Source organism: Microbulbifer sp. YPW1 (assembly GCF_013367775.1).
GTDB lineage: Bacteria > Pseudomonadota > Gammaproteobacteria > Pseudomonadales > Cellvibrionaceae > Microbulbifer.
Window position 1 is genome coordinate 2,649,019 of record NZ_CP055157.1, and the last position, 18,740, is coordinate 2,667,758.

Annotated in this window: 20 protein-coding genes and 2 tRNA genes; 19 read left to right on the plus strand and 3 right to left on the minus strand. The window is 59.0% G+C overall.

All coding sequences use genetic code 11. From position 1 onward, the window contains the following. Positions 1-71: 71 nt before the first annotated feature. The 16 genes from HUW35_RS10865 to nadA all read left to right on the plus strand — a co-directional run bounded on the left by HUW35_RS10865 (position 72) and on the right by nadA (position 11,761). Positions 72-815, plus strand: coding sequence for a YebC/PmpR family DNA-binding transcriptional regulator (locus HUW35_RS10865; RefSeq protein ID WP_181252363.1), 744 nt, complete (start codon positions 72-74; stop codon positions 813-815). A 162-nt stretch (positions 816-977) separates the two neighbouring features. Then, entirely contained in the window at positions 978-1,508 is a 531-nt protein-coding gene (gene ruvC, locus HUW35_RS10870; RefSeq protein WP_181252364.1) for a crossover junction endodeoxyribonuclease RuvC, read from the plus strand. A 103-nt stretch (positions 1,509-1,611) separates the two neighbouring features. Further along, a complete protein-coding gene (ruvA, locus tag HUW35_RS10875) occupies positions 1,612-2,223 on the plus strand; it encodes a Holliday junction branch migration protein RuvA (RefSeq protein WP_181252365.1) in 612 nt (203 codons plus the stop codon). Positions 2,224-2,240: 17 nt separating this feature from the next. After that, positions 2,241-3,260: a Holliday junction branch migration DNA helicase RuvB gene (ruvB, locus tag HUW35_RS10880; protein ID WP_181252366.1), complete on the plus strand. Its 1,020-nt coding sequence runs from the start codon at positions 2,241-2,243 to the stop codon at positions 3,258-3,260. Between the two features lie 126 nt (positions 3,261-3,386). After that, positions 3,387-3,794 carry a tol-pal system-associated acyl-CoA thioesterase gene (gene ybgC / locus HUW35_RS10885; RefSeq protein ID WP_181252367.1) on the plus strand — a complete coding sequence of 136 codons (408 nt, stop codon included), beginning with the start codon at positions 3,387-3,389 and terminating at the stop codon, positions 3,792-3,794. A gap of 1 nt (position 3,795) precedes the next feature. Next, positions 3,796-4,488 (plus strand): protein TolQ, encoded by a 693-nt coding sequence (gene tolQ, locus HUW35_RS10890; protein ID WP_181252368.1) that lies wholly within the window; start codon positions 3,796-3,798, stop codon positions 4,486-4,488. Positions 4,489-4,506: 18 nt separating this feature from the next. After that, on the plus strand, positions 4,507-4,938 hold the full coding sequence (gene tolR / locus HUW35_RS10895) for a protein TolR (protein ID WP_181252369.1): 432 nt from the start codon (positions 4,507-4,509) through the stop codon (positions 4,936-4,938). Positions 4,939-4,957: 19 nt separating this feature from the next. Further along, positions 4,958-5,752 carry a cell envelope integrity protein TolA gene (gene tolA / locus HUW35_RS10900; protein ID WP_181252370.1) on the plus strand — a complete coding sequence of 265 codons (795 nt, stop codon included), beginning with the start codon at positions 4,958-4,960 and terminating at the stop codon, positions 5,750-5,752. Further along, a complete protein-coding gene (tolB, locus tag HUW35_RS10905; RefSeq protein ID WP_370464618.1) occupies positions 5,752-7,047 on the plus strand; it encodes a Tol-Pal system beta propeller repeat protein TolB in 1,296 nt (431 codons plus the stop codon). The genes tolA and tolB overlap by 1 nt, the downstream gene beginning before the upstream one ends. Before the next feature lie 134 nt (positions 7,048-7,181). Continuing rightward, positions 7,182-7,661: a peptidoglycan-associated lipoprotein Pal gene (gene pal, locus HUW35_RS10910; RefSeq protein WP_078083311.1), complete on the plus strand. Its 480-nt coding sequence runs from the start codon at positions 7,182-7,184 to the stop codon at positions 7,659-7,661. Positions 7,662-7,676: 15 nt separating this feature from the next. After that, positions 7,677-8,507: a tol-pal system protein YbgF gene (gene ybgF, locus HUW35_RS10915; protein ID WP_255463236.1), complete on the plus strand. Its 831-nt coding sequence runs from the start codon at positions 7,677-7,679 to the stop codon at positions 8,505-8,507. A gap of 183 nt (positions 8,508-8,690) precedes the next feature. Beyond that, positions 8,691-9,377 carry a 7-carboxy-7-deazaguanine synthase QueE gene (gene queE / locus HUW35_RS10920; RefSeq protein WP_181252372.1) on the plus strand — a complete coding sequence of 229 codons (687 nt, stop codon included), beginning with the start codon at positions 8,691-8,693 and terminating at the stop codon, positions 9,375-9,377. 57 nt (positions 9,378-9,434) lie between these two features. Next, positions 9,435-10,109: a 7-cyano-7-deazaguanine synthase QueC gene (gene queC / locus HUW35_RS10925; RefSeq protein WP_181252373.1), complete on the plus strand. Its 675-nt coding sequence runs from the start codon at positions 9,435-9,437 to the stop codon at positions 10,107-10,109. Positions 10,110-10,234: 125 nt separating this feature from the next. After that, positions 10,235-10,310 (plus strand) — tRNA-Lys (locus HUW35_RS10930). Between the two features lie 140 nt (positions 10,311-10,450). Then, positions 10,451-10,526, plus strand: a tRNA-Lys gene (locus tag HUW35_RS10935). A 158-nt stretch (positions 10,527-10,684) separates the two neighbouring features. Continuing rightward, complete coding sequence (gene nadA / locus HUW35_RS10940) at positions 10,685-11,761, plus strand: quinolinate synthase NadA (RefSeq protein WP_181252374.1); 1,077 nt, start codon at positions 10,685-10,687, stop codon at positions 11,759-11,761. 182 nt (positions 11,762-11,943) lie between these two features. On the opposite strand, the gene HUW35_RS10945 is transcribed toward nadA, so the two are convergent. Next, positions 11,944-13,449: a M48 family metalloprotease gene (locus tag HUW35_RS10945; RefSeq protein ID WP_255463237.1), complete on the minus strand. Its 1,506-nt coding sequence runs from the start codon at positions 13,447-13,449 to the stop codon at positions 11,944-11,946. Positions 13,450-13,615: 166 nt separating this feature from the next. Here HUW35_RS10945 and HUW35_RS10950 point away from each other — a divergent pair, with 166 nt between their 5' ends. From HUW35_RS10950 to HUW35_RS10960, 3 genes are all read left to right on the plus strand, one after another. Then, entirely contained in the window at positions 13,616-13,909 is a 294-nt protein-coding gene (locus tag HUW35_RS10950) for a sulfurtransferase TusA family protein (protein WP_181252375.1), read from the plus strand. 63 nt (positions 13,910-13,972) lie between these two features. After that, positions 13,973-15,082: an AI-2E family transporter gene (locus tag HUW35_RS10955; protein ID WP_181252376.1), complete on the plus strand. Its 1,110-nt coding sequence runs from the start codon at positions 13,973-13,975 to the stop codon at positions 15,080-15,082. Between the two features lie 105 nt (positions 15,083-15,187). After that, positions 15,188-16,291: a phosphoribosylaminoimidazolesuccinocarboxamide synthase gene (locus HUW35_RS10960; protein ID WP_181252377.1), complete on the plus strand. Its 1,104-nt coding sequence runs from the start codon at positions 15,188-15,190 to the stop codon at positions 16,289-16,291. Positions 16,292-16,389: 98 nt separating this feature from the next. On the opposite strand, the gene HUW35_RS10965 is transcribed toward HUW35_RS10960, so the two are convergent. Next, positions 16,390-17,664, minus strand: a complete 1,275-nt coding sequence (locus HUW35_RS10965) for an aminotransferase class I/II-fold pyridoxal phosphate-dependent enzyme (protein WP_181252378.1) — start codon at positions 17,662-17,664, stop codon at positions 16,390-16,392. Between the two features lie 172 nt (positions 17,665-17,836). Continuing rightward, on the minus strand, positions 17,837-18,700 hold the full coding sequence (locus HUW35_RS10970; protein WP_181252379.1) for a DUF6279 family lipoprotein: 864 nt from the start codon (positions 18,698-18,700) through the stop codon (positions 17,837-17,839). Between the last annotated feature and the right edge of the window lie 40 nt (positions 18,701-18,740).

An 18,740-nucleotide genomic window follows, 5' to 3' on the forward strand; every position in this document is an offset into this window, starting at 1 on the left:
AACTGCGAAAGCGCCTGTGCGGCAGGCGCATCCATAAAAGTCACAAACGGAGCAATACCGGAGAGATTTAGATGGCGGGACACAGTAAATGGGCCAACATCAAGCACCGCAAAGCAGCCCAGGACGCCAAACGGGGCAAAATTTTCACCAAGATCATTCGCGAGCTGACCGTTGCCGCGAAGTCTGGCCCTAACCCGGAAGACAACCCGACCCTGCGCGCCACCATCGACAAGGCCCTTGGGGCCAACATGAAGCGCGACACCATCGACAAGGCCATCGCCCGCGGCGCAGGCAATGCGGACGGTGACAACTACGAAGCGGTTACCTATGAAGGGTACGGTGTTGGCGGTGTGGCGGTGCTGGTGGAGTGCCTGACCGACAATCGCAATCGCACCGTGGCAGAAGTGCGCCACGCCTTTACCAAGCGCGGCGGCAACCTGGGTACCGACGGCTCCGTCGCCTACCTCTTCTCCCGCAAGGGCCAGATGTACTACGAGCCGGGTGCGGATGAAGATGCGCTGATGGAAGTAGTGCTGGAGGCTGGTGCCGAGGATGTCGAAACCAACGATGATGGCAGCATTGAGGTCACCACCGAATTTACCGACTACATGTCGGTAAAGGATGCGCTGACCGAGGCGGGCTTCAAGCCAGACAATGCTGAAATCGCGATGATTCCGTCGACCACGATTCCGCTGGATAAAGATGGCGCCGAGAAGGTGCTGGCGCTGGTGGATATGCTGGAAGATCTCGATGATGTGCAGAATGTGTACACCAACGCGGATATCCCGGAAGAGGTGATGGCCGAGCTCGGCTGACGGTTTTCACCCTCGATCTGAAAATGCCCCGCTTGTCGGGGCATTTTTGTTTCTGCCCGCGGCTCACTTTCGCTGCGTAACTTGCGGTCACCCTTGACGCCCCGTCGCGGCCTTGGGACACTTCCCGCAACAATTGTATAAATGTACAGGGGGCTGGCTGCCGTGACCCGAATTCTGGGGATTGATCCCGGCTCGCGCAAGACTGGTTACGGCGTGATTGATATCGAGCGCTCCAGTGCGCGTTACGTGGCCAGCGGGGTAATCAAGTTGCCCGATGGCCCTTTGCCGGAGCGCCTGAAGCTGATTTTCGATGCGGTGAGCCAGATCGCCCAGCAGTACCAGCCACACCAGATGGCCATCGAAAATGTGTTCATGGCGAAGAGTGCAGGCTCCGCGCTCAAGCTCGGGCAGGCGCGTGGCGCGGCGATTGTTGCTGGCACCCACGCGGACTTGCCGGTAGCGGAGTACGAGGCGCGCAAGGTCAAGCAGGCGGTGGTGGGTAACGGCGCTGCGGACAAGCTGCAGGTGCAGCATATGGTCAAAACCCTGCTGAAATTGCCCGCTTCACCCCAGGAAGATGCTGCGGATGCGCTGGCTGTGGCCCTTTGCCATATGCACACCATGCAGACCCTGATTCAGTCCTCGGCAGGAAGCCGCGCCCGATTCCGGCGTGGGCGCTTGAGTGTGACCTGATCATTTCCGGGCGCAAGTGCAGTGACCGTATCGCTACGGTAATTGAATGGCAGTAACACAGGGCTTTGGATAAAGCCCTAAATAAACAACAACTGGAACAAGAATGATAGGAAGACTGACAGGCACCCTGGCTGCTATCCAGCCGCCGCAGTTGCTGGTGGACGTGCAGGGTGTGGGCTACGAAGTCCTGGCCCCCATGACCACTATCTTTGAGCTGCCCCAGTTGGGTGGCAGCGTGCAGCTGCATACCCATTTGGCGGTATCGGAAACCTCCCAGCAGCTGTTTGGCTTTATCCGGGAATCCGACCGTCAGCTGTTTCGGACCCTGATCAAGGTGAACGGCGTTGGCCCGAAAATGGCGCTGGCGATCCTGTCCGGCCTCGATGGCGCCGCGCTGGCTCGTTGTGTTGCCGATGACAACGTGGGCGCACTGGTGAAAGTGCCCGGCGTTGGCAAGAAAACCGCCGAGCGCCTGATCATTGAATTGCGCGGCAAGCTCACCCCGCAAACCGGTGATCTTGGCGACATCCCGCTGATGTCCACCAATGCCGAGCCGGTAATCGACCACGCCGGTGAGGCGGAAAGCGCGCTTGCCGCGCTGGGTTACAAGCCCACGGATGCCACCAAAATGGTCGCACGGGCTGCCAAAGAGCAGCCGGAAGCCGACAGCGCCACCCTGATTCGCCTCGCCCTCAAAAGCATGGCGCCCGCATAAAGAATTGAGATTCTCCAGTGATTGAAGCTGACCGCCTAATCGCCCCCGAACCCATCGGCCCCTCCGGGCAGGAAGAGCAGTACGACCGCGCCGTGCGCCCGAAAACCCTGTCCGACTATGTCGGCCAGCCGGTGGTGCGGGAGCAGATGGAAATCTTTATCCAGGCGGCGAAGCTGCGCAAAGAAGCGCTGGACCACACCCTGGTGTTCGGCCCGCCGGGCCTGGGCAAGACCACGCTGGCCAATATTATTGCCGCGGAAATGGGCGTGGCGATCAAGACCACCTCCGGCCCGGTGCTGGAAAAAGCCGGCGATCTCGCCGCCATCATGACCAATCTTGAGCCCGGGGATGTGCTATTTATCGACGAAATCCACCGCCTTAGCCCCCATGTGGAAGAGGTGCTGTACCCGGCGATGGAGGATTACCAGCTCGATATCATGATCGGTGAAGGGCCGGCAGCGCGCTCCATCAAGCTCGATCTGCCGCCGTTCACCCTGGTGGGTGCGACCACGCGCGCCGGTCTTCTCACTTCGCCCCTGCGCGATCGCTTCGGCATTGTGCAGCGTCTGGAGTTTTACAATGTCGAGGACCTGACCAGCATTGTCGCCCGCTCCGCCCGGTTGATGGGCGTGGAAATGGACCAGGGCGGGGCCCACGAGGTCGCACGCCGCGCCCGCGGTACACCGCGTATTGCCAACCGCCTGCTGCGCCGGGTGCGGGACTATGCGGAAGTGAAGGGCAATGGTCACGTCTGTACGCAGACCGCCGACAGTGCGCTCAACATGCTGAATGTGGATGCCAGCGGCTTCGACCAGCTCGATCGCCGTGTGCTGCTGACCATGATCGAGAAATTCGATGGCGGTCCGGTCGGCGTCGACAGCCTGGCCGCCGCGGTAAGTGAGGAGCGGGATACCATTGAGGACGTGCTGGAGCCCTACCTGATCCAGCAGGGCTATCTTGCACGCACTCCGCGCGGGCGGGTAGTGACCGCGCTGGCCTACGCGCATTTCGGTATTCCCAAGCCGGACCGCACCTGACGAAGCGTTCACGATCCTGTAGCATATCCCGTCGTCGCCGGTCCGCGGTCTCGAAATCGCGCCGGCGCGCCCCAAACCGCTTTTACAACAAAAACGCGTTCGCGGTCGGCAATTTAAGGACGGTGTGTGTCAGAACCTTTCTCCATTCCCATTCGCGTCTATATCGAGGATACGGACGCTGGCGGAATCGTCTATTACGTCAATTATTTAAAGTATATGGAGCGGGCGCGCACAGAATTGGTCCGTTCTCTCGGCTATGATAAGCCCGCCATACCGCAGCAGGGGTTGTTGCTGGTGGTGCATTCAGCTGAGGTTCAGTATCGGCGGTCTGCAATACTGGACGATCAGCTGCAAGCTTCCGCCGCCATTGGCAAGCTTGGGCGAGCCGCGGTTACTTTCGAGCAGAAAATCTGGCGCGGCAATGAAATTATTTGTGAGGGTGTGGTCAAAGTCGCCTGCGTGGACGATGCCAGCCGCAAACCCTGCGCATTACCTGAAACCATTTATCAAGCATTGAAGGCAGTGAGTCGATAACATGAATGCCGGTGAACAACTTTCCCTGTGGGGCCTGATTTCCAGCGCCAGTCTGTTGGTGCAGTTGGTGATGCTGATGCTCCTGCTGGCCTCGGTGATTTCCTGGGTAATGATCATCCAGCGCGGCACCTACCTGTCGCGGGCGCGCAGGTCCCTGATCAACTTCGAGCGCAAATTCTGGTCTGGCGCAGACCTGAACCAGCTGTTCCGCGACGGCAACGCCGCAGCAGAGAAGGGCAAGATCGACGGGGTGGAATCCCTGTTCCGCGCCGGCTTTACCGAATTCACCCGTCTTCGCCAGCAGGGCAAAAGCAGCCCGGCGGCGGTGATGGAGGGCACTGAGCGCGCCATGCGTGTGGCCATGTCCCGGGAGCAGGAGAAGGTAGAGATGAATCTGCCGTTTCTCGCCACCGTCGGCTCCGTGAGCCCCTATATCGGGCTGTTTGGTACCGTGTGGGGGATCATGAACTCCTTCCGCGGCCTCGCAACCATGCATCAGGCGACCATTGCTACTGTAGCCCCGGGCATCTCCGAGGCCCTGGTGGCCACGGCCATGGGCCTGTTTGCCGCCATCCCCGCGGTAATGGCTTACAACCGCTATTCCGCCAGGGCCGAGTGGCTGCTGTCCAGCTACGAGACCTTCGCCGAGGAGTTCTCCTCCATTCTCCACCGCAAAGTGCACGCCGCCAGCTAAGGCGCCGAGAGCGAAGCCATGAGTAACTTTCGCAAAGCGACCAAGCGCAAACTGGTCTCCGAGATCAACGTGGTGCCCTACATCGACGTGATGCTGGTGCTGCTGATTGTATTTATGGTGACCGCGCCGCTGTTGATGCAAGGGGTGAAGGTGGATCTGCCCGATGCGCCTTCGGCTCCCATTGACGATACCGACGATGAACCGCTGATCATCTCCGTGCGCGCGGATGGCACCTATTACCTGAACCTTGGTGACGATGAAAAGGCTGCCAAGCCCCTCAAGGAAATCAAGGAAACCGTGGCCAAGGTGCTGCGCCAGAAGCCGAAAACGCCGGTGCTGGTGTGGGGGGATACCGATGCCAAGTACGGCCTGATCGTCGGCGCCATGACCCACCTGCAGCAGGCCGGTGCGCCCAGTGTTGGGCTGGTCACCGAGCCGCCGTCAGAGTGATCCGGGGCAAGAGGCAACTATGAAAGGCTCCTACGGCCCGGCTATCGTTATCAGTGTGGCATTACACGCGGCTTTGATCGCGGTGCTGACCTTTGGCTGGGAGGCCGAACACAAGCGTGAGCTCAAGCCCATGCCGAAGTTTGTACAGGCCAAACTGGTGCAGTTGGAGTCCAAATCCGACAAGCCCAAAGCACCGCCCAAGGTAGATCTGCGAGAGAAGCGCCGCCAGCAGGAGCTGGAGCGCCAGCGCCGCGAGGCCGCAGAGGCGAAGAAGCGCAAGGCTGCGGCCGAGCGCAAAAAGAAAGAAGACGCCGCCAAGAAGCGCAAGGCCGAAGAGGCCAGGAAGAAGCGCGAGGCGGAAGAAAAAGCCCGCAAGGAAAAAGAGCGCAAGGAGAAAGAGCGCAAGGAGAAAGAGCGCAAGGAGCAGCTTGAGCAGGAGCGCCAGAGTGCTTTCGAGGAGGCGCTGGAAGATGAAGAGGAGCTGCAGGAAGCCAGCGACGATTCCGCCGCGGTCATGTCTGTTGCTCAGGCGATTCGCCAGCGCATAGTGCAGGTCTGGAGCCGGCCGCCAAGCGCGCGCAATGGCATGGTGGTGGAGGTGCAGATCAATTTCGTGCCCACTGGCCGTGTTGTGGCCTCCACTATCACCAAGGGTAGTGGCAACGCTGCTGTGGATCGATCCGTGTTAACCGCGGTCAAGAAGGTAGAGGTATTCCCCGAAGTGGCCGATGTTGCCCGTGAGGAGCCATCCCTGTTCGAACGCCAGATTAGAACCACCAAACTGATATTCAGAGTCGAAGGCCTGCGCCAATGATGAAAAAAACAGTCTCACTTCTCTTTGCCACACTGCTTGGCTGTGTGCTGGCGGTTTCCGCTCAGGCACAGTTAGTAGTTGAAATTGACGACGGTACCGACAACCCTACGCCGGTAGCGGTAGTGCCATTTGACTGGTCCGGCAGCGGAGTGCTCCCGGAAGATGTGGCCGAAATTGTATCTGCCGATCTGCGTCGCAGCGGCCTGATCGCGCCGATCCCCCGTGCTGACATGCTCTCGTTCCCTAAAACCCCGGAAGAGGTGAGCTTTCGGGATTGGCGGATACTGGGTGCCGAATATGTGGTGACCGGTCGGATGCAGCCGCAGGCGAGTGGTTATCTGCTGAGCTTTGACCTGGTGAACATCTTCGGTCAGCGCAAGGTGTTTACCAAGCAGGTCACCGGGGGCGCGCAGCAGCTGCGGGATATCGCACACCGGGCGGCAGATGAAATTTTTGAGGCCATCACCGGTATCCGCGGCGCTTTCGGCACCCAGATGGTGTACGTACAGGAAACCCAGCGCGGCGGTCAGCCCAGCTATGCGCTGATGCTGTCGGATATCGACGGCGCTCGCGCCCGCCAGATCCGTCGTTTCAGTGCGCCGGTGATGTCCCCGAGCTGGTCGCCGAATGGTCAGGAAGTGGCCTATGTGTCATTTGAGACAGGTCGTCCGGCGATCTTTCGCGAGAACCTGCGCACCGGTGCGCGCCAGCAGCTGACCAACTTCAAGGGGCTGAACAGCTCGCCTACCTGGTCTCCGGATGGTTCCAAGCTCGCCATGGTGCTGTCTAAAGATGGCAATCCTGAGATCTATGTCCTTGACTTGGCTACCGGCAGGTTCACCCGGATGACCCGCCACTTCTCCATCGATACCGAGCCGAACTGGATGCCGGATGGCAAATCACTGGTTTTCACTTCCGATAGGGGAGGTAAGCCACAAATTTACCAATTGACTCTTGCCACGGGTCAAGTCGACCGCTTAACCTTCGATGGCGACTACAACGCGCGTCCGCGGGTTTCCCCCGATGGCAAAACGCTGGTAATGGTGCATCGTAGCAGGGGGGTGTTTACCATCGCTACGATGGATATCGTTTCCGGCAGAATGCGTGTTCTTACGGAGACGCGCCTGGACGAATCCCCAAGCATTGCGCCCAACGGCGCGATGCTGATGTACGCCACCAAGCGGGGGAGCAAGGGTATTCTAGCTGCGGTGTCGCTGGATGCCGGGGTGAAATACAGCCTGCCTTCTCAGCAGGGAGATGTCCGCGAGCCGGCGTGGTCGCCTTACTTTGATTGATGCAGTACCTCGCGCAATCACATTTAATTGCGCGATGTGTGAGATCAAACAAATAAGAAAAAGTCGAACCCTGATTTAATACTGGGTTTGGAAGTCTTACAGGATTTTTCGATAACACTAAAGCGGAGTTGTTTATGTTCAAATCAGTAAAAACCGGCCTTGGCCTGGCTTGCGTACTGGCAGTAATGGCTGGTTGTTCCAGCACCGATACCGAAGACACTGGCAATGCCATGGTCGACACCACTCCTCCCCCGGTAGTTGAAGAAACTCCGGTACAGGAAGTTGCAGTTCCTCTGGACAACGTCGTTTACTTCGACTTCGACCAGAGCCTGCTGAAGCCTTCTACCCGTGAGCTGCTGATCAAGCACGCGGATCGTATGCGCGCCGCTACCACCGGCACCGTACGTCTGGAAGGTCACGCTGACGAACTGGGCACCCGTGAATACAACCTGGCTCTGGGTGAGCGTCGTGCCAACGCCGTTCGCGATTTCCTGGTACTGCAAGGCGTGAACGCTGCAAACCTGGAAGTGATCAGCTACGGTGAAGAGCGTCCTGCTCAGGAAGGCTCCAGCGAGAGCGCCCGTGCAATGAACCGTCGCGTGGTAATCAACTAATCTGGAAGTAGACAATTGTCTTTTTTGATTAGAAGTATCGCGGTAGCCGCAGCCTTTATGGCTGCGGCTTCGCCCGTTTTAGCGCAGGCCCCGGTTGTCGACCTGTCCGGTAGTGGCAGTGTTAACCAGGGGAGTGCAACCCCGCCCCCGCCCAGTTATCCACAGTTGGCCAGCCGGACCGAAGCCTCGGCCGGGCGCCTGCAGGCGAATCCGCAGGCCGAAGCCTACTACCAGATGCAGGTATTGCAGCAGGAAGTACAGGAACTGCGTGGAGCGGTGGAAGAGTTGAAGCACGAGGTCAAGCGGTTGCGGCAGCAGCGCACCGAAGATTACATGGACCTCGATCGCCGTATTTCCAAGCTGACTGGCGACACCCCAGCGAGCGACGCACCAGACAGCGGTGATGCCGGTAGTATTGCTCCGGGTACCCGGCAGCCGGCTGCCAATGGCAGCGACAGCGCGCCGGTCGCCAGTGAGAGCGAGCGGGATCGCTATCAGGCGAGCTTCGGTCTCGCCCGCAGCGGTGATTACGCCGGAGCCAGCAAGGCGTTCAAGAGCCTGCTGGACGATTACCCCAATGGCCAGTACGCCCCCAATGCCAACTACTGGCTTGGTGAGATTGCGCTGGTTCAGGGTAATGTGGAAGAAGCCCGCACCTGGTTTGTGGCATTGCTGGATGGTTACCCCAACTCCAGCAAGGTCTGGGATGGTCGCTACAAGCTCGGTACCGTTTATCATCAGCTGGGTGACGATGCCAAGGCCAAAGAGTTGCTAGAGCAGGTCGCTGCAAGCGATGCGCGCGCCTCCGGACTGGCAAAACAGTACCTGCAGGAGAACTTCCAGTAAGGAATTGGCTGGGTTTCTCTGCGCGTGCAGCCTGAGGGCTGCGTTGCCGGGGTGCTGGTTTTGTGACCAAAAAAACTCTATGATCCCGCGCCCGGGTGGCATTGGCCTCCCGGGCGTTTTTATTTGTGGCGCGGGGCTCTGGCACTGCGCCGTAGCGGCCGAGAGCATCAGCAACAGCGAATTATGGGCGAGATACACACACAGCCACCGGCAGTCGACTTGACTGAAGAGTCCCTCCGGATCAGTGAACTTTTCTATTCCCTGCAGGGAGAGGCGCGGGATTCCGGGCTGCCTACGGTGTTTGTGCGCCTGACGGGCTGCCCGCTGCGCTGTACCTATTGCGATTCAGAGTACGCTTTTTATGGTGGCGAGCGCATGACGCTGGCGGAGATTTTGCAGAAGGTGCAGAGTTATCCGGCGCGCCATGTGTGTGTGACCGGTGGCGAGCCGCTTGCGCAGCCCAATTGCCTGCCGCTGTTGCAGGCGCTGTGTGACGCCGGTTACCGGGTATCTCTGGAAACCAGTGGCGCCATGCCGGTAGACGCGGTGGATACGCGGGTATCGCGGGTCGTCGACCTGAAGACCCCGGCCTCTGGTGAACAGGCGCGCAACCGTATGGAGAATATTCCGTTGCTGGGCGCCAACGACCAGATCAAGTTTGTTATCTGTGACCGTGCGGATTACGAGTGGGCCAGGTTTACCCTGGACCAGTACCAGCTTGTCGATCGGGTGGGCGAAGTGCTTTTCTCTCCCAGTTACGAACAGCTGCCGGCGCGGCAGCTGGCGGAGTGGATTCTGGAAGACGGCCTGCCGGTGCGTATGCAGATGCAGCTGCACAAACTGCTGTGGGGGGACATTCCCGGCGTTTGATGGATACCGGTCAGTCCATGTGCGGCAAGCGAATTCGAATTGAGAGCGGGGTGAAAAATGGTTGATAAAAAAGCGGTAGTTTTACTGTCCGGTGGTCTCGATTCGGCCACCGTTCTGGCGATGGCGCGCAATGAGGGCTACCAGTGCTATGCCCTCGGGTTCGACTACGGTCAGCGCAGCAGTGCAGAGCTGATGGCTGCGCAGCGGGTGGCAGCCGATCTGGACGCCCGCGAGCACAAGGTGGTCAAACTGGACCTGCGGGTCATCGGTGGCTCGGCGCTGACCGATGACAGTATCGATGTGCCGGAAGAGGAGACTTCCGGCATTCCGGTCACTTATGTGCCAGCGCGCAACACTGTTTTCCTGTCCATCGCCCTGGGTTGGGCCGAAGTACTCGGCGCGCAGGATATTTTTGTGGGTGTGAATGCGGTTGACTACTCTGGTTACCCGGATTGTCGCCCGGAATATATCGAGGCATTCGAGAAGATGGCCAACCTGGCCACCCGCGCCGGGGTCGAGGGCAACAAGCTCTCCATCCACGCACCGCTGATGAAAATGAGCAAGGCCGATATCGTAAAGCGCGGTACCGAGCTGGGTGTGGATTACAGCCTGACGGTCAGCTGCTACCAAGCCCAGACCAATGGCGCCGCATGCGGCCGTTGCGACAGCTGCCGCCTGCGCGCAGCCGGCTTTGCCGAGGCGGGACTGGCGGATCCGACCGTGTACGCCTGAGGTTTTTCAAGGTCTCAGGTGGGGGCTCCTAACCCCTTATATTTGTTGGAAATTTTTTTGTAATCGGGTCTTGTGTTTTCGGATTAGATCCGTAAGATACGCAGCTCCTCAGGTTGAGGGGTCAAGGGTCGTTAGCTCAGTTGGTAGAGCAGTTGGCTTTTAACCAATTGGTCGCTGGTTCGAATCCAGCACGACCCACCATCTTCCCTCCTGTTGCCGGCTTTCCGATTGTTCCAATCGAGCCGGGAACCACTAAAAAAACTCGCCGCAAGTCGGGTTATACAAGTAGTTAGCCAGGACCAAATGATGTTTGATCGTCATAAAGTCCCAGGCAATCTTAAGGGTCGTTAGCTCAGTTGGTAGAGCAGTTGGCTTTTAACCAATTGGTCGCTGGTTCGAATCCAGCACGACCCACCATTTCCTCAAGATTCCCCTAGAACTATTTCTTCCGGCTTTTCGGCCCGGGCGCTTTGCGACGTTAATATTCCTTTTGTGACCCACCCATGGGCCTGAAAATCGGCGAATTTGTCCCGAATCGGTATAATGCCGCCTTTTTCCGGCAGTATCAGAGACTCATGACAGACAGCAGCGAAAAAATTGCCACCAGCCCGGCGCCCAACGCCATCGATGCGCGCGACTTTATCCAGGATCATCTGGCGCATCCCGCTATGCACCAGTACAGCGAAGAGGAGCTGAACCTCTGGCGCGAGCGCATCAAGCGCCTGTTGAAAGAGCAGAATGCGGTGCTGGTAGCCCATTACTACACCGACCCGCTGATTCAGCAGCTGGCGGAAGAAACCGGTGGTTGCGTGTCCGATTCCCTGGAAATGGCCCGCTTCGGCGCCCAGCATCAGGCGGATACCCTGATTGTCGCCGGTGTGAAGTTCATGGGGGAAACCGCCAAGATCCTCACGCCCAACAAGCGTGTGCTGATGCCGACGCTCGAGGCGACCTGCTCCCTGGATCTGGGCTGTCCCATCGAAGAATTTTCTGCGTTCTGTGACCAGCACTCCGATCGCACGGTGGTGGTGTATGCCAATACCTCGGCGGCGGTAAAAGCCCGTGCGGACTGGGTGGTGACTTCCAGTATCGCGCTGGATGTGGTGGATTACCTGGATTCCCAGGGAGAGAAAATCCTGTGGGCGCCGGACAAGCACCTGGGCAGCTACGTACAGAAGCAGACCGGGGCGGATGTACTGCTTTGGGACGGTGCCTGTATCGTGCACGAGGAGTTCAAGGCCAAAGGTGTGGCGGATCTGAAGGCGCTGTATCCGGACGCGCTGGTGCTGGTACACCCTGAATCGCCGGCGGCGGTTGTGGAGCTGGCGGATGTGGTGGGTTCCACCTCCCAGATCATCAATGCGGCCAAAACCCGCCCCAACAAGCAGTTTATCGTGGCAACAGACCAGGGCATCTTCTACAAGATGCAGCAGCAGTGCCCGGACAAAGAGCTGATCGTTGCTCCGACCGCCGGTTCCGGCGCTACCTGTCGCAGCTGCGCCAACTGTCCGTGGATGGCGATGAACTCGCTGGAGAACCTGTGCGGGGTCCTGGAGCGGGGCGACAATGAGATCTTGGTAGATCCGGAGCTCGGCAAGCGCGCCATGATGCCCCTGCAGCGGATGCTGGATTTCCGCAAGCCGTTGGATTGATGGCTTTCGCAGTAAGTGCGATGAATTGAAGGTGAAGTGACGGGAATTCGTTTTCGAAAGCGTCGGCGACAGGGACGTCGCCGACGCAGCGTACAGGGATGTATCTACAGCGGTTTCGAAAACAAATTCCCGGCGGTTTACCGCCACCGGGCAGGATTAAAACCACTTTCTGAATAGCTTGCTTAAAGCTCCTTCGCTTTCTCCTGCATCTTGATCACATCCTTCATGCGCTGCTCCAGAATGGCGTGGGTCTGGTAGTCATTCTTGGCCAGACGCACCCCGTGGCGCAGGTGCTGGAGTGCCTTGTCAAATACTCCGTTCAGGATGTAGTACTCCGCGCGCGCCTCGTGCACACCGACAATGTCCCCGGCCAGGCCGTGGGTTTCCGCGAGCAGGTACCACACTGCAGGATCCTTGCGGCGTACCCGGCTGTGCTTCTTCAGGATGCGCTCGGCGGCCAGGTAATTGCCCGCCTTGAAGTGCGCATTGGCCAGACCCATGATCAGCGCGTGGTTTTTCGGGCTCTTGTCCACCGCCCGTTGCAGCCGCTTGGTCGCGCTGTTGTAATCCTGGCGCACCAGATCGATATCCGCGCGCGCGAGGATAAATGCATCCTTGTCCGGGTCCTTGTCCAGAAGCGGCTGCAGGGTATCCAGCGCCGTGTCCGGTTTGCCGGCGGAGGTCTGGGCCAGGGCCAGGCCGTAGCGCGCCGCATCCTCGTTGTCATTGATGCCGCGCAGCTCCGCCTGGAAACGCTTCACCGCCTGTTGTGGCGTGGCCTCCGCATTTACCCGGATACGCGCGCGCATCAGGTGGTATTCGCGGCTGTCGCGCAGGGGGATCTTCTCCATGCGATTGGCGCGCAGCTTGGCATCCGCTATCCGCTTTTCGGTCACCGGGTGGGTAAGCAGGAACTCCGGTGGGCGGCGGTAGTAGCGGGTGGCCTTGAGCATCTGCTCAAACATCTCACCGGCGGCCTGTGGGTTCATGCCGGCCTTGGCCAGGGTCTCGATGCCCACCCGGTCTGCTTCCTGCTCATTCTGGCGGGAGAAGCGCAGCTGGTTGTCGAGGGCGGCGGCCTGGGTGGCAGTCATCGCTGCAATACCCGCATCGCCACCGGCGGTGGCGGCGAGTACCAGCGCGCCGAGCATGCCGGCCAGGGTCGGGATGGTGCTGTTGCGCTGGGCTTCCAGGGAGCGGGCGTAGTGACGCTGGCTCAAGTGGGCGAGTTCGTGGGCGAGGACCGAGGAAAATTGATCCTCGTTCTCGGCAAACAGGAACAGGCCCGTGTGCACACCGACCACGCCGCCGGGCACCGCAAAGGCGTTCATGGTGTCATTGTTGACCACCACAACATCGAGGTTCTTGTCTTCCAGGGGGCTGTATTCGGCGAGGGACTTGAGGGAGTTTTCCACATACTGCTGCAGCAGTGCATCGCTGGAAGTGCGCACCTGACTGCGGAACATGCGCAGCCACATTTCGCCCAGCTCATTTTCCCGCGCGCGGGATACCAGCCCGCTGCTGGTGTCCCCCAGCTGCGGCAGCTGGATATGATGGTCGTCCTGGGCCGTGGCCGCGATAGGACTGGCGCCAAGCAGCAGTCCGGCGGCTACGCCGGTGGCACCCCGGCAAAGTCGCTGCCAGCAGCGGTTCCAGGGTCGGCTGAATGTTGTAAGGATCTCGGTCATATTCTCTACTGCGCCTGCCGGTTTGCCTACCGCTAACACTATACGTGTCCCTGTGAGACTGTCGAGGTTTTGATCAGCTTCGCGGGAAAAGGTTCTATTGATATGACCCATTGACCGGAGTGCGCCGTTATAATTCGCGGCATTAACGGTTCTTTACCGCAGTTTTATGACCGATACGCCAAACAAAGCCACAGATTCCCCCGAATTAGATTGGGAGGCTGCCTATAGGGTAGATGCCCGGGGCCTGCCCTGCCCACAGCCCCTGCTGGCAATGCGTCGAGCCCTGAAGCAGCTGGCGCCAGGTGCACTGCTCCATCTGGTGGCCACCGATCCGTCATCCCAGCGGGATGTTCGCAGCTTTTGTACGCTCAGTGGTGTACCTTTGCTGCGGGCAGAGACCCGGGAAGGGGAGTTCCACTACTGGCTGCAATGTGTAGCCGGTGGGATAAGAAAACCATAAACACACCGTCAAGACGACCGGCAGAGCCGTCGGCAAAGCAAAAGTCTCGAGAGATCAGTATTTATGCTTGCGATTATTAGGGGTTGGATAAATCGCTATTTCAGCCAGGAAGAAGTGGTACTGCTGGTACTGCTATTGCTGGCCGCCATGATTGTGCTGGCGACACTGGGAGGCGTACTCGCCCCCGTGCTGGCGGCGCTGGTGATCGCCTTCCTGATGCAGGGGATGGTGCAGAGGTTGCAGTCGTGGAAAGTGCCGCACTGGCTGGCGGTATCCATTGCCTGCCTGGTGCTGGTGGGAACCATTGTCGGCTTGCTGTTCGTGGTGATGCCGGTCATTTCGCGCCAGACCGTGCGTCTGTTCTCCGAGCTGCCGAACATGATCGACCGTGGCCAGGATCTGTTGCTGTTGCTGCCGGAGCAGTACCCGCGGCTGGTGACCGCCCAGCAGATCGACGAAATCTTTACTACCCTCGGCAGCGAGCTGGGAACACTGGGGCAGACGGTGCTCACGTTTTCCCTGGCCAACTTGCCGGTGCTCGCCGCGGTACTGATCTATCTGGTGGTGGTACCCATTCTGGTGTTCTTTTTCCTCAAAGACTCCAACAAGCTGCTGGCCTGGTGCGCGTCGTTTCTCCCCAATCAGCGCCCCATGCTGCGCCAGATCTGGTACGAGATGAATGACCAGGTAGCCAACTACGTGCGCGGCAAGGTGATCGAGATCGCTATCGTGGCTTTGGTCAGCTACGTTGCATTCCTGCTGCTTGGGGTCAACTACGCACTGCTGTTGGCCGTTGCGGTGGGGCTGTCGGTGCTGATTCCCTATATCGGGGCCGCAGTGGTAACCATTCCGGTGGCCGCCATTGGTCTTTTCCAGTGGGGCTGGAGCGGCGAGTTTTTCTGGCTGATGTTTGCCTACGGCATGATCCAGTTGCTGGATGGCAATGTGCTGGTGCCGGTTCTGTTTTCGGAGGCGGTCAACCTGCACCCGGTGGCGATTATTATGGCGGTGCTGGTGTTTGGCGGCATCTGGGGGTTCTGGGGGGTGTTTTTCGCGATCCCGCTGGCAACCCTGGCCAAGGCAATTCTGAACGCCTGGCCCACCAGTGAGCACCAGGCCGAGTGGCAGGCCAGGCAGGCCGCGGAACAGCTGCCTTCGGAGCCCAGCGAGTAGCCCTTTTGCCGGCGATTGCGGGCTCTGTCTCGCAGCGCCGGTATTTGCTAGAGTTCGCCGCCTGATCCCGGGGGCCGCCCCTTGGTTAACCAATTAGGAAAGTCCATGAGCCTTGCCGATAAAGTATTGGCCGTTAACAACGACCTGCCGATCCGCACAGACAAGCCTGTGCACAGTGGAAAAGTCCGCTCCGTCTACTGGCTGACCGAAGCCGACAGCCGTCGCCTTATCGAAGAGAAGGGTTACCCGGTTGCCGCCGATGCGCCACTGGCGGTAATGGTGATCTCCGACCGCATCTCCGCGTTCGACTGTATCTGGAAAGGTGAAGGCAATTTGCGCGGCGTTCCCGGCAAGGGCGCGGCACTCAATGCCATTGCCAACCACTGGTTCCGCCTGTTCAAGGAGCAGGGGCTGGCAGACAGCCATATCCTGGATATCCCGCACCCCGCCGTTTGGATTGTACAGAAGGCGCGTCCGGTAATGATCGAGGCCATCGCCCGTCAGTACATCACCGGCTCCATGTGGCGCGCCTACAGCAAGGGCGAGCGCGAGTTTTGCGGAATCCAGATTCCCGATGGTCTGAACAAGGATCAGAAACTGCCGGAGTTGCTGATTACCCCGTCTACCAAGGGGATTCTCAAAGGCATTCCCGGTGTGCCGGAAGCGGATGACGTGAATATCACCCGCAAGAATATCGAGGAAAACTTCGCGGTATTCAATTTCCGCAGTGCCGACGACATCGCCCGCTATGAGCAATTGCTGAAAGAGGGCTTCGACGTTATTTCCGCAGAGCTGGAAAAACTGGATCAGGTGTTTGTCGATACCAAGTTCGAATTCGGTTATGTCACCGATGCGCAAGGTGTGGACAAACTGATCTACATGGACGAAGTGGGCACCCCGGATTCCTCCCGTATCTGGGATGGTGAGCAGTACCGCAATGGCAAAGTGGTGGAAAACTCCAAAGAGGGATTCCGCCAGGCGTTGCTGAACCATTTCCCGGATCCGGATATCCTGCTGAACAAGGACCGTATGGACGAGCGCGAAGCACTGGCTCGCGACAACGAACTGCCGGAATCCATGTTGATGGATGTGTCTGCCACCTACGTGGGAATTGCAGAAAAGATCATCGGTGAGAAACTGGAAATCCCGGACAACCCGAAAGCGGAAATCATTCAGGTACTGCGCGACGGATATGGTCTGATCGACTGAGGTACCCGTCTCGGTTTCCGCTCAGGTGGAAAGCGCAAACTGCACACACAAAAAAACCCGGCAATCTGCCGGGCTTTTTGTGTCTCGAAAAAGACCAATCAGGCTGCCTGCAGTGCCTTGCGCACGCTCGCCAGCTTCACACACAGCACAAATACCGACATCGCAGTATCCAGCTCTTCCAGCGGAGGGAAGCTGGGGGCGATGCGGATATTGGTGTTTTCCGGATCCTTGCCGTAAGGGAAGGTGGCACCGGCAGGGGTCAGCTTGACACCGGCCTCTGCCGACAGTCTAACCACTTCAGAGGCGACGTCCGGACGGGTGTTGAAGGAAACGAAATACCCCCCCTTGGGGGTTTCCCATTCACCCAGGTCGCTGTCGGCAAAATTCTTGTCCAGGTGTTCCAGTACACAGGCGAATTTGGGACGCAGGATTTCCGCGTGCTTTTGCATATGTTCCTTCAGCTGGGTCAGTTCCGGGAACAGGCGCACATGACGCAGCTGATTCACCTTGTCCGGGCCGATGGTCATGGCGGACATCTGCTGTTTCAGGGAAGCCAGGTTGGCGGGGCTGGCGCTGACGAACGCCACACCGGCGCCGGCGTGGGTCACCTTGGAAGTGGAGGCAAACTGCAGCACGGAGTCCGCGGTGTCGTTGCCCAGCGCAGCTTCGCGAATGTTCGGCAGTTTTACCTGGTGGTCCAGGTCGTGGATGGCATAGGCGTTATCCCAGAAAATACGGAAGCCCGGGTTGGCGATTTTGCCCAGCTGCGCCAGGCGATCCACGGTGTCTTCATCGTAGGTCACGCCGGTGGGGTTGGAGAACTTGGGTACGCACCACAGGCCGATGATCTGATCGTCTTCGCGAATTTTCTGTTCCAGCACGTCCATGTCCGGACCGGTGGCGGTCATCGGCACGGTTTCCATGGCAATGCCAAGTTGCTCGCAGATGGAGAAGTGACGGTCGTAGCCGGGGACCGGGCACAGGAACTTGGGCGCACGCATTTCTTTCCACGGCTGGTTGCCGGCAAAGCCGAACAGGTAGCCAGTGAGTACCGCGTGATACATCATCGTCAGGGAGCTGTTGCCCCCGGCGAGCACTTCTTCAAATGGCACCTGCAGGATATCGGCGCCCAGTTCGCGAGCGGCGGCGATACCTTCGAGGCCGCCGTAGTTGCGCGTATCGGTACCATCGGGTGCGCGGTAGTCACCATTGAGAATGCCGTCGAGTCCGTCGGACAGGCTCAGCTGATCGGCCGCCGGTTTACCGCGGGTAATATCCAGGCTCAGGTTGTGCTGGCAAATGCGCTGGTACTGTTGCTCCAGCTCTTGTTCCCACTGTTGCAGCTGTTCGCGTTGGGCGGTATCGATACGCACGGAAAATCCTCATTATGGCGGTTGAACTTGCGGTGTGGAGCTTATCAGTCACGGGCGGATTACGTCATGTTTTCTGACGCTTTTTTAACGCAATTCCCGGTAAAAATAGTGGTTGCCGGCAGATAATTTGTTTCGCATGAAACCGACTGGCGTTTTTACGCGACGACTTAAGTCAGTGCTCTTGCGCGGCGAGAATACGGAAGTCCGAGGCGTACTCGAGGAGGGTAGTTTTTAGGTGGGCTCGCTGTTGCGGTGTGGCGCTTTTCAGTATTTCGGCGCCGAGATTCCGGGCCTGGGCGCGCAGTTGTTCCTGCATCTGACGGTATTCTTCCGACCACAGTGACTGCGGGTCGATAAGCATTTCCCTGAGTTGTTTCTCGTAACCCTGGGGTTTACTGCGCAACGTGCTGATAAACGCGTTGGCCCATTTCTCGCGCTGGGCGTCGCGGCGTTTCGGGTCGAAGCGGGTGGTGTCCAGCTGGTGGTCGATCATGGCGTCCTGCTCGCTGGTCAGGTCGCCGAGCCAGCGCTTCGCTTCCTTGCGGAACTGCTTTTCCCGTTTGTGCTTGGATTTTTCCCACTTTTTCAGGGACTCCTCCCGTTCTTCGCGAACGTTTTCCGCCAGCTGGTCGATTTGCTTGTCATTCATCTGTATCACCAGTGGCAATAGCAGATCACTCAGCATCACTACCGAACTGTGCCAGAAGGTATCTACCTGCTTTTCGATTTCGATCAGCTTTGCGGGTGTGGTGGCGGCCGGATCATCGACATTGCCGGCGAGCGTTTCCAGATAGTCCGCGTAGCGCGGCAGCTGTGTCTGGCGGTGCCAGCGGTGAAACTCGTCCACACGCTGGGAGAGAAGGTCTTCCTGGGTGCCATCGAGATCCAGGTACTTGTTGATGTTGCGGTCCATCCACCAGTCCAGGTGCCCGTAGACCAGACGCACGCTGGAGCAGCCGCCAACCAGCAATAAGGCGACAAGCAGCAGGGCGCTGATGGTGCGGGTGAGGGCGGTGTGGCGATGGTGGAGATTCATGGCGATAAATATAGCCGCTGGCCGTGAACCTCGCTGTCTG